At 44.8% G+C, this 11,110-nt stretch carries 6 protein-coding genes and 1 riboswitch; of the genes, 2 read left to right on the forward strand and 4 right to left on the reverse strand.

All coding sequences use genetic code 11. The features are described from left to right. Both thiE and thiC read right to left on the reverse strand, forming a co-directional pair. Positions 1 to 1,478, reverse strand: a 1,478-nt coding sequence (thiE, locus tag RDO37_RS00005) for a thiamine phosphate synthase (protein ID WP_308497669.1), incomplete at its 3' end; no start/stop codon positions are given. 839 nt (positions 1,479 to 2,317) lie between these two features. Then, the gene (gene thiC / locus RDO37_RS00010) at positions 2,318 to 4,150 is read right to left on the reverse strand and encodes a phosphomethylpyrimidine synthase ThiC (protein WP_308497670.1); all 1,833 of its coding nucleotides are present in this window, start codon (positions 4,148 to 4,150) and stop codon (positions 2,318 to 2,320) included. A gap of 277 nt (positions 4,151 to 4,427) precedes the next feature. Then, a riboswitch (TPP riboswitch) is annotated at positions 4,428 to 4,532 on the reverse strand. A 1,659-nt stretch (positions 4,533 to 6,191) separates the two neighbouring features. Between thiC and RDO37_RS00015 the strand changes: the two genes are divergently transcribed. Next, the gene (locus RDO37_RS00015; RefSeq protein ID WP_308497671.1) at positions 6,192 to 7,781 is read left to right on the forward strand and encodes a methyltransferase regulatory domain-containing protein; all 1,590 of its coding nucleotides are present in this window, start codon (positions 6,192 to 6,194) and stop codon (positions 7,779 to 7,781) included. Between the two features lie 193 nt (positions 7,782 to 7,974). Continuing rightward, positions 7,975 to 9,513 carry a methyltransferase regulatory domain-containing protein gene (locus tag RDO37_RS00020; RefSeq protein ID WP_308497672.1) on the forward strand — a complete coding sequence of 513 codons (1,539 nt, stop codon included), beginning with the start codon at positions 7,975 to 7,977 and terminating at the stop codon, positions 9,511 to 9,513. A 446-nt stretch (positions 9,514 to 9,959) separates the two neighbouring features. Here RDO37_RS00020 and RDO37_RS00025 read toward each other — a convergent pair whose 3' ends face one another. Next, positions 9,960 to 10,961: a flagellin gene (locus RDO37_RS00025; protein ID WP_308497673.1), complete on the reverse strand. Its 1,002-nt coding sequence runs from the start codon at positions 10,959 to 10,961 to the stop codon at positions 9,960 to 9,962. Between the two features lie 14 nt (positions 10,962 to 10,975). Then, positions 10,976 to 11,104 (reverse strand): flagellin, encoded by a 129-nt coding sequence (locus RDO37_RS00030; RefSeq protein ID WP_374045292.1) that lies wholly within the window; start codon positions 11,102 to 11,104, stop codon positions 10,976 to 10,978. Positions 11,105 to 11,110: the final 6 nt, after the last annotated feature.

Here is an 11,110-nt window from a genome sequence, read left to right on the forward strand (position 1 = left end):
ACGACGCTCTTCCGATCTATAGCGGTAACAACAGCAATAGAGTCGATACCGGCATCTAAGATCTCCTGAGCATGGTTAAGCTTAATGCCACCAATAGCCACAGTAGGAATACGATTCTTGAGCATCATAGCCTGACGACCCATACGCTCAATTCCCTGAGGCTTAGACTCCATATCCTTAGTCTGAGTTGGGAAGACGTGACCTATGGCAATGTATGAAGGCTGTAAGGTTAATACCTTGCATACCTCAAAGATGCCGTGGGTAGATACGCCTAAGCGTAAGCCTGCATTCTTGATGAACTCAAGATCAGCAGTTTGCAGATCTTCCATACCTAAATGAACACCGTAAGCTCCGAACTTAGCAGCTAACTTGTAGTGATCGTCAATAAAGATACGAGCACGGAAGTTATGGCCTAAGAAGCAAGCACGCTTGATCTCATTGACTAAATGCTCATTGGACTCATCATCATGCTTATCAGTCTTGATTCTAAGCTGAATGGTCTTAACGCCCATGGATAACAGTCTTTGCACCCAATCAGCGCTATCAACTACAGGATAAATACCTAAGTTGAATGGGCACTTAGCGAAAGGACCAGCTGCTACAGGGAAGTTGTCCTGAACAATCTGTGGCATGTAATCAAGATTGAAATCAAGGCCCTTATGAGCAATTGGAGGACGCTTGTGCTCAAAGCACATCTCGGTCTCAAAGATACCGCGAGTTACGTACACCTTGCCCATAACTACTGCATCTTCAATGGCATAGCCGCATGCAATGAGGCCTGCAATTGAAGAAGATAAAGCGCAGCCGCCGCCGTGTGCGCCTAAGCCATCTTTCTTGGCATGAGACATCTTAAAGGAGGTCTTCTTGCTCTTGAAGGTGTCTACAGCATCTAAACCAGAGATGTTGTGGCCACCCTTTAAGAGAATGGCGTTAGCACCCTTGGCAATAAGCTCATCGCACATAGCAAGAATGTCTTTATCGCTCTTAATATCATTCTCTGTGCGGCCAGTAAGTTCCATAGCCTCAGGAATATTAGGAGTAAAGACAGTGGTAACCTTTAAGATACGGCTTAAGTTTGCCTTGATATCAGCGCTTTCGATATCACCGGAGGTAGCAGTTAAAACTGGATCCCAAACAACAGGCACACCAGCAAGTGGACCTTCTAAGGCCTTAAGAACAGCCTCTAAGATAGCTGCATTGCAGATTACGCCAACCTTAACTGCAGCAATCTTCTGATCCCAGTCATTTAAAGCTAAGTTTAAAGCTTCGTTGAAAACTTCAACCTTAACTGGATCGACAACAGTGATGCGATCTAAGCTCTGGCAGGTGTATGCAGTAATCAGCGGCATACCCCATGCTCCTTGATCGTGTACAGACATAATGTCTGCAGTCACGCCTGCGCCACCACCTGAGTCGACACCCGCAATAACTAATACTAAAGGACGTGAATTGTTCTTAGGTAAGTTGTTAGTTTCCATTATGCCACCATAGCTCTAAGGTTAGTCCAGCTCAAATAGTCTTAAGAGCAATGCGCTAAGTTTGGCACTGCTGCTAGAAGATTGCTCTAACAATCTTGGGTATGAGGTAGAGGGTTGCCTGTATTAAAAAGAATCTGGCTGTATCATTTTTTCTAGTTTTTGCGCAAAAGCATAACTTATTACCTTGCGCAAGACATAAGATGCATTTGCACAATTATGACACTAGATTTTGTGACGCATCCGACATCTTTTAGCCAAAATACAAACTTTTCTATTATACCCAAATTTAGGTATCTATGCCTAACTTAGTAAAATTGCTCGAAAAACATATAGCTAAAAGTGTAAAACTACAAAATTTTGCAGCCTCATTACTTTAAATAAGCCAATCTTAACTACCAAAATAATCACCACAAGCTTGGTAAAAATGTAAGCACATAGCCTCATTTTCACCTCAGAACCTGACTAGAGCTCCACTAAACAAGCAGAGCGTAGCAGCGGCTCATCGCGCTTGCTCTTGCCTTTTGAACCATACATAGTGCTTTTCACTAGGCTTACGCCAAGTTAAGCCATTATTGGCTATAAAACTGACCAAAGTTTTATAGCCCTGCGCCATACCTAAGTAAAGACATCACAACCCAGTAATCTTCACTCATAAACTAAATTAGTATCGTGCATCCTTAAGCACTCAATTAAATCTAGTAGGCAGGATCATCTAAACAGCCAAAGCTTATGTGTTGGTTAATACAGCGTATGTGACTATCTTGTATAGCTTGATTGCAGAGCACCACGTAAGTTGTGCCCTCTTAACTTATATGTTTTTCAGACACTAAAGCTGAAACTTAGGCCTTAGGAGATGGATACTTTGCCTGCATACGACGGTTGAGTCGCATTGGGCAGAAACGTGGGCCACACATAGAGCAGAAAGCTGCATCGTGTGATAAGCAATCCTCGTCATCCATCTCACGACGCCAGATCTTGTAAGCGTTCTGCTCGTCGAAGCTTAAGATGAATTGGTCTAACCAGCGGAAAGACACACGAGCACGGCTCATAGCGTGGTCGATGTTGTAAGCCTGCTTTAAGCCCTTACCAAGGTCAGCAGAGTGAGCTGCGATCTTGTAAGTGATTAAGCCTTCACGTACATCCTCAGGAGTTGGCAGTGCTAAGTGCTCAGATGGAGTTACATAGCAGAGCATTGCAGTACCGTGCATACCAATGGTGGTTGCGCCAATAGCTGAGGTGAAGTGGTCAAAACCAGCACCGATATCGGTAACGAGTGGGCCTAAGGTGTAGAAAGGAGCCTCGTTGCAGTACTCGTCCTCAAGACGCTGATTCTCTTCAACGCGGTTTAATGGAACGTGACCAGGGCCCTCAATGAAGGTCTGAACACCAGCCTCATAGCAACGACGAGCAAGCTTACCGATGTTGCGCAGCTCACCGTACTGAGCCTCATCACAAGCATCGTAGATACCGCCTGGACGCAGACCGTCACCTAAGGATAAGGAAACGTCATACTTGCGGCAGATCTCCATGAGCTCATCAAAGTGCTCCCAAGCCATGTTCTCGCAATCATGCTGCATCATGTGAGATGCCATGATAGCGCCACCACGGGATACGATGCCCATAACACGATCAGCAGCATATGGCAGCAGATCTTTAGTTAAACCAGCGTGGATGGTGAAGTAGTCAACACCTTGCTCACACTGATCGATAATTACCTGACGGAATAGCTCCCAGTTGAGGGCATTAGCATCACCACCAGCGCGATCTAAGGTCTCGTAAATTGGTACAGTACCAATTGGTACAGGAGAAGCGCGTAAGATAGCTGAACGTAAGCCGCTTAAGTCCTCTAAACCAGTGGACAGATCCATTACAGTATCTGCACCATACTTTAATGAGGTCTTGAGCTTGCCAATTTCCTCTTTGAAGCCTGAGGATACGGATGAAGCACCGATGTTAGCGTTAACCTTGGTTAAGAAGTGCTTACCAATAATCATTGGCTCGCACTCTGGGTGCTTGATGTTTGAAGGGATAACTGCACGACCGCGAGCAATTTCGTCACGTACCATCTCTGGAGTTACGGACATCTTGTCGCGCTCAAGCTTAATAACGCCGTCGCCAAAGATTACGCCTTCAGAGGTGTGGAACTTGTTGCGGAACTCTTCTGGGTCAGTGATCTGCTCTAAGAAGCATGCAGACTCACGCAGAGCTACGTATTCCATCTCAGGAGTAATGATGCCTTCTTTTGCATACTCAAGCTGAGTCTTAGCATTCTCACCGCGAGCGGCAATGAATGGTGCACGAATAGCCTTACGCTGCTCAGTGCTCTCAAGCTCGGTATCTACCACGTAACGTAAGATGGTGTCGCCATTAGAGAGCTTGGTCTGAATATATGGAATACGAATATCTGATTTGCCGTCTGCGAACTCTACATAAACAACGCGGTTTTCAGGACGAACAAAACCTTTCTTAGCATGAGCGCTGTTAGCGGCTAACTTGCCCTCTCTGCCCTCTTGCTTTGCTGCAAGGTGAGCAGCCTTAGCTGCAGCGAGTTCGTCAAAATGAATCTTGGAGACATTCAAAGTATCGTTGCCTTGTGCAGAACCTTTCTCGGTGCCGTCACAAGCAGAATCAAGGTAACAACGGTAGATTGAATTAGGAGCAATGGTACGCATCGACAAATCCTTGGTAAAACCTTTGGTGTTTTAGCCTGTCGATAAGTGACACGTATGAAAAGAGAGGAGTAAAGCTATTAAAAGCGGTATACGCTATGCGCTATACACCATGCGCTATACACGCAGCCGCATCATAAGCGAATGTAAAAATCAAACGTCTGATTGCAGCTCTTAACGCTTGCTCATATGAGCAAGCCTCTTTATCACCCCATCTAAAGCCACAGTAATTAATCTATACAGCCTTGAATATGAGATGAAGTCTTAGCTTCACTATGAAAGAGGTATTTAGCCTGTTTCCTTCGCAGAGATTATTCTTTTCAGGTACGACGGATTTAGCCCTTTAAGGGGCCCTCTCAGCCTTGCGGCACTCCGACAAGCACAGCCCATTATAAGCACATCTATGCCCATGTGCATAACTCATGGCAAAAGAAAGATCGATAAAAAGTGTAAGCTAACATTTTTTATCACCCCCAAAAGCCCATAAAATCTGACCAACCACCGCACCAAACAATGCGCAACATCCGCTGTTGCATCTAGGTTTGCACCCCACCAAACCGCCTCACTCAGCTTGGATCCTAGTCAACACCTTAGCCTTATATCCCAAACAATAATTTGTATCGACAAGTTCTCATCAAGCCATCAAGCCACCAAGCCATCAAGCCCGACCGCACGCCGCACCATACAACCCACAATCACCAACCTAACTTATAAGTTAGCTAAGCGCTCACATAAGTCAAAAGCACAGCTAAGCAAGTCATCCTAGCCGTTAGATCCTATAGCGGGTAGGCAAAATGCTTGCAACTCCATGGCCTATGCAACTTGAATAATGATGCGGCCCTCCCATCAAATTCACTACCTTGCAATGGCCGCGCTCTTATAGCCATAATCGTTTAGCCCTGATCTTTAGACAATAATCTTATGGCGCTAATCGTTTAGCTCTGATCCTTAGACAATGATCTTCTGGCGATAATCGTTTAGCCCTGATCTTTAGATAATGATCTTCTTGTGCTAATCATTTAGCTCTGTTCTTATGGCCAAGATCTTTTGGCACCAATCGTTTAACTCTTATCTTATAGCCATGATCTTTTGGCACTAATCTTTTAGTGATGATCTTTTGGCACTAATCGTTTAGCTCTGATCTTATGGCCATGATCTTCTGGCGCTAATCGTTTAGTGATGATCTTTAGACAATGTTCTTTGTTGCGTTGCATGCAACTTATAGCCGCAAACTCACGCGGCCATTCTTTTATGTCAATAATATGCCCAGCTGTTCTTCTGAGCTCTGATGATAAAAGCACGCCGCGAGATCAATCAATGCCGCATGCCGCATGCGGCATATATGGCCACATGTTAAAGCCATAGATATAGCTTATGACCTTAACAAGCATGCGTATAAATCGCCTTAAATGCGGTAGTAGCAACGATCTATAGCCGTGATCTTTTTGCATGAATTCAAGATTATGTGATCTTTAATGATCTTATTAAGGAGGCAAGAATGATCTTATGTGTCCCAACTTTGACAGAAAGACATGCGCTGCAAGCCTACAATGCAAAGGCGTTCTATCTATAACGCGACCCTAGCGAACAATACGACTACTGCTACTATGATCTCTAGCATTACTGCAAGCGATGCTGTGCTTTTGATCCTTTGCGCGGATTTAAAGAGAGTTTGTGCAGCGATCTATTTACTGACGATCTTTGAGACCATGATCTTATGATCTTAAAAATGCGTCAGTGATGGTTATTTAGCAAAAAATTTGTAAAGTCCTATTTTGCCTTAGATACGGTGTTTAAAGGCTTTATATGCCATGGCTTTTGAGTAACCTGACAAAACGGCACAACTTTGGCATCATAGACTCAAGTTATGTCTATTGTCCTAATATTGCCATAGCTAATAATATAGTCTTGTGGTGGTAGTTTTATTAGCGCTTGCAACACTTAAGTTATGCTCTTTAGGATAAAGACCATCAAGCATGGGGGCTTAATGGTCGAGACAAAAAAGTTACAAACCTTTGCAATAGCAGTCTCAGGGGGATACTAAGTGCACTCATGGAATGAGGGATACCATACCGATACGAACTATTCGGCTGGTTACTTCCCACAAATCAACCCTTTATACGTCAAGCATCTCTTTACTTTTAAGCACCAGGCGTTCCCTACCATTGACGAGAACTTCACTGGTTGCGAATTAGGTTTCGGCCAGGGCGTGAGTGTGGTCATGCACGCAGCTGCTTCTCCAGGTAAATGGTACGGCACTGACTTCAACCCAAATCAGGTAAACTTTGCTCAAAAGCTCGCTAAGTACGGCTCAGTTGCTGTTAACTTAAGCGACGATGCGTTCGGTGACTACGCCAACCGTGAAGATGTTCCAATGCTCGATTACATCTGCGTACACGGTATTTGGTCATGGATTAGCCACCCAAATCAGCAGAGTATCGTTGAGTTTGCCAAGAAGAAGCTTAAGGTAGGCGGTGTTCTGTACTTATCCTACAACGTTGGCCCAGGCTTTACTTTCTTCGAGCCAATTCGTCAGGTTATGTACGATTACATCAAGACCTGCGGTGTTCCTGCTAAGACTCAAGAGAGCCAGGTGCCAGGCATTATTGACTTAGTTGATAAGTTAGTAAGCTTCAAGAAGGGTTATGGCGAGAGCGCTTTAGTAAAGGATCGTATTGATCGTATCCTGCACAACAACGGTTTAACCCACAACTATCTGTGCCACGAGTACCTCAACGACGAGTGGGATATTTCCTCTCACAGCATTGTTGCTGAGCGTCTTGACCAGGCTAAGCTGAGCTTCGTTTGCCAGCATCCTTTCTACTCTAATATCGAAAACTTCGTCTTAAAAGAGGAAGAGACTAAGATCTTAGATCGCTTCAGTGGTACTGAGGTGTACAACGGCCTTAAGGACTACATCACCGGCGAGCAGTTCCGCGCTGACTACTTTGTTCGTGGCTCACGTCGCTTAAATGAAAAGCAGTACCGCGAAGAGTTAGATAAGCTGTGCTTCATCTTAGTTGCCGACCACGAAGTTGATGAGATTACTCTCGATACCCGTAACGGCCGCGCTGTATTAAATCCTCAGAACTTCCAGCCTGTTATTGAAGTTATGAAGGACCACCGCGTTTACTCCTTCAAGGAGCTTGGCGATAACATTGTTAACAACAAGTATCGCAAGTTTAAGAACGCTGAGGGCAATGATTACTCTCAACAGGATCTTATCAATACTGTTATCTTCTTACTCTGCACCAATCACATTGCTCCTGCAGTTAAGGAGAACACCATTTCTAAGGACATCATCAAGCGCTGCAAGAACATCAACCGCGCAGTTATCAACACTGAGGCTGGCGCTGAAGTTACCTACGTGGTATCTCCAGTTACTATGTGCGCTTTCCGTATTGATGACATTACTCGAATGGTTCTCGCTCTTATCATGGTTCGTCCTGATGTTAATGAGCAGGAAGTCTACCAGGCATTCAAGCCTATGATCGCTGAGCATGATCTCAAGCTCTTCGACAAGGAGCGTAAGCCTATTACCGATCCAGATGAGATCGATAAGACTTTCAAGAAGAATATTCACAATATCTTCACTAAGACCATTCCAACCTACAAGAAGCTCTTCGTTATCTAAGAGCCTAGATAGGATTTTAAGTTTTACATGTAGCCACACAAAGTTAAGTCGTATAAGACCAAAGAACAATGGCAAAAAGCAACAGGACAACAACCTAAAGCTTTGCCTCCCCATTACGACTACTTTGCCACTACTTAAGTTAGTGTAGAGCTACAGTCGGTCATTTGACCGCAAGGATTACGAGTACTTCAATATGTCTAAAGAAGTAGCTACAGAATTACCTTTAGCTTCAAGTTATTGCGACCAGAGCAATCCGTTCATGGCGCAGTACCTGCTCACCTCTCAGGGCTTTGACTTCCCTGATTTAAACAATGCTAACGCTTGTCAGCTGTGCATTGGCAACGGTACCACCATCACTATCAATGCTGCAGCTGCTAGCACCATTAAGTGGTGGGGTAACGAGGCAGACAACTGCTTATTCTTAGCCGCCAAGAACATCACTACTGGCACTGGCGTTGATGTAAACATCGAGCTTGCTAACTTTGATGAGTTTGCCAAGAACAACAACCTGCCTCAGTTTGATTTCGTTACTATCAATGGCGTATGGTCATGGATTAGCGAAAAAGAGCGCCGTGACATTCTGAACTTCCTGTCTAAGCATGTGAAGGCTGGTGGTGTTTGCCAGGTTTCCTACCTTGCAGCTCCAGGCAATACCAACATGGGCCCAATCGTTGAGGTTCTTCACCGCTTTATGGCTGACAATCTTCCAGGCAATATGCCAGCTGATGAGAAGATTGCTAAGGCTGCTGAGCTCGTTGTTGAAATCGGTAAGGCTAACCCTGCTGTTCTCATCCGCGTTCCAAAGCTGCTCCAAGATCTTGCTGCAGCTGCTGCTGGTAAGGATGATGGCGAGTTTGCTAAGAACTTCTTATCTAAGCACTGGCGTTGCTTCCACTTACGTGAGATGGCCGCCATGTTTGATAGCATCGACTTTGGCTTCTTAAGCTCCAACTTACCAAAAGATCAGCTCGTTTATACCCAGCTTACTGATGAAGAGGCTGAGTACATTGAGCAGTATCGCGGCACTACCTTATACGAGACCTGCCGTGACTTCCTGTTAAACCGCGAGTACAGATCTGATCTGTTCTGCAATGGCGCTCGTCAGCTAACTGCAAATCAGTATGTTCAGAAGTACAACTCTCTGACCTTAATGTTAACTGCAGACTTAACTGAATTTGACTACAAGATTAAGTGCCCAAGCGGTGACAAAGATCTCGACCGTGGCTTATACGAGCCATTATTAGTTGCTTTTAACGACTACATTCCTCACGCTATTGGTGAAGTACGTAATGCATTAAAGCAATTCAATGCTGAGATTGCAGATAGCGACATCGACATGGCTATCAATACCTTAGTAAGCATCGGTATGTTAGTTCCATGTGCTGATCCATCCAACATCACTGAAAAGCTCGTTGAGCAGTGCAACCTCGTTAACGCTGCCATCTTATCCGATGCTGGTATGAATATCCGTACCTTAGCCTCTCCTGTATTAGGCTTTGGTTACTCACTTACCGACATCGAGTACAGAATGCTGCAACTCGTTACCCAGAACGACGACATGCAGCCTCTGTCCATCATCGAGAAGCTCTTAGAGTCTGTTATCGTTGGTGATCTCAAGCTCAAGGATGTTGATACTACCTCTGAAGATGAACTTATTGAGTTCTTAAAGAAGACTGTAACTAAGTTCACTACCTTCACCATGCCTCTTCTTTTCAAGTTAGGCATCATCTAATAAGGTAAAGTTACAACTTTCCATCAGCGCACATGCCCTTGTGAACTAAGAAGCTTACAAGCAACATCTCGAGGGAATGTCGCAAGGCAAGCTTAGCTTGCCACTAACTCAAGCCCCGCTCCGTCGGGGCTTTGTTTTATCCAAACACCCTACCCATCCAGCTATCAAAGCAAATCCACACCTCTTCACCACAGCTACAGCCGCAAGCACAGGCACAGCAGACACTATCTATACCAGATAAGCAATGCCGACCTCAGATAGCCTTTAAACGACTTCACAGGCTAGCAATTGCATACACCACAACTCTTCTACTACGCGCTAAGTTCTACTATTGCGGGCTACAAAGCAAATGAATTTTGTATAGCCATAAAAAAACAAAACCCCAGAATAGTTGCCTACTCTGAGGTTTGATGTATTATCTTAGCGCTAAGCGCTAGTGGCAGTCTTTAGCCTAATAAACTCAAGCCTAGCTGAGGACGTGTGTTAGCCTGCATCAGCATTGATGAAGCTGCCTGCTGAATAATGCTCTGCTGAGTTAAGTTAGCAGATTCTTCAGCAAAATCAGCATCACGAATACGGCTACGAGCATCAGCCTCGTTAGCAGCTACGTTGGACTGGTTGCGGATTGATGACTCAAGACGATTCATCATGGCACCAAGCTTGGCACGCTCACCGTCAACTACACCAATCATACGATCCATTGCCTGGATAACGTAACCGATATCGGTCTTACCAAAAGTGGCATTAAAATTAAACTTAACGATATCATTTGTCATGCTATAAGCAATCATACCGTCAACGTTTGGTGCACCACCTGCAGCACCGCCTTTTGCGTCAAGAATATCGTTTAGTGCATTATCTTGATTTCCAAGAACGAAGATCTCATTGAATCTCATAGACAGCACGTCTACATCAATGGTATCGCCTTTGTTGGAACCGACCTGCAAACTCAACTGACCGGTTTGCACACCAGCAACAGCAGTTCCTTTATTTAAGAACAAACTGTTTTTAGAGATTTGCGACTCTGGTCCGATAAGCACTTTCTTGCCTGCATAGGTAGTCTGAGTTGCAATTCTGGCAATTTCGGTACCTAGAGCAGAGGCTTCTTTAGCAAGTGCATCACGATCGGCTGCTGTATTGGTACCATTAGTTGCCTGAACAGCTAGAGTACGGATCTTTTGCAGCATATTGGACATCTCGTCCATAGAGCCTTCAATAGTCTGCAAAAGAGCAATGCCATCGGATGCATTACGATTACCCTGATTGAGACCGTTAATCTGGGATGTTAAACGGTCTGCGATCTGGAGTCCTGCAGCATCGTCCTTAGCACTGTTAATACGAAGACCACTTGATAGTCTTTGGTAAGTAGTCGTCAGCTGTGTGTTAACGTTACCTAAGTATCTTTGGCCTTGCAGAGCTGAAAAGTTTGTATTTACAAATACTGCCATGACGACTCCAAGGACTAGCCAAGTAAGCTTAAGCCAAGCTGAGGACGGGTATTAGCCTGCATCAGCATGGAAGCAGCTGCCTGCTGGATGATGGACTGCTGAGATAAGTTAGCAGACTCTTCAGCAAAGTCAGCATCACGAATACGGCT

The sequence above is a fragment of the uncultured Anaerobiospirillum sp. genome (assembly GCF_902485895.1).
Lineage (GTDB): Bacteria > Pseudomonadota > Gammaproteobacteria > Enterobacterales > Succinivibrionaceae > Anaerobiospirillum > Anaerobiospirillum succiniciproducens.

Bases quoted from the DNA above. Each gene is read 5' to 3' on its own strand.
- RDO37_RS00025 (WP_308497673.1), bottom strand. From the start codon at position 10,961: ATGGCAGTATTTGTAAATACAAACTTTTCAGCTCTGCAAGGCCAAAGA.
- thiC (WP_308497670.1), bottom strand. From the start codon at position 4,150: ATGCGTACCATTGCTCCTAATTCAATCTACCGTTGTTACCTTGATTCT.
- RDO37_RS00020 (WP_308497672.1), top strand. From the start codon at position 7,975: ATGTCTAAAGAAGTAGCTACAGAATTACCTTTAGCTTCAAGTTATTGC.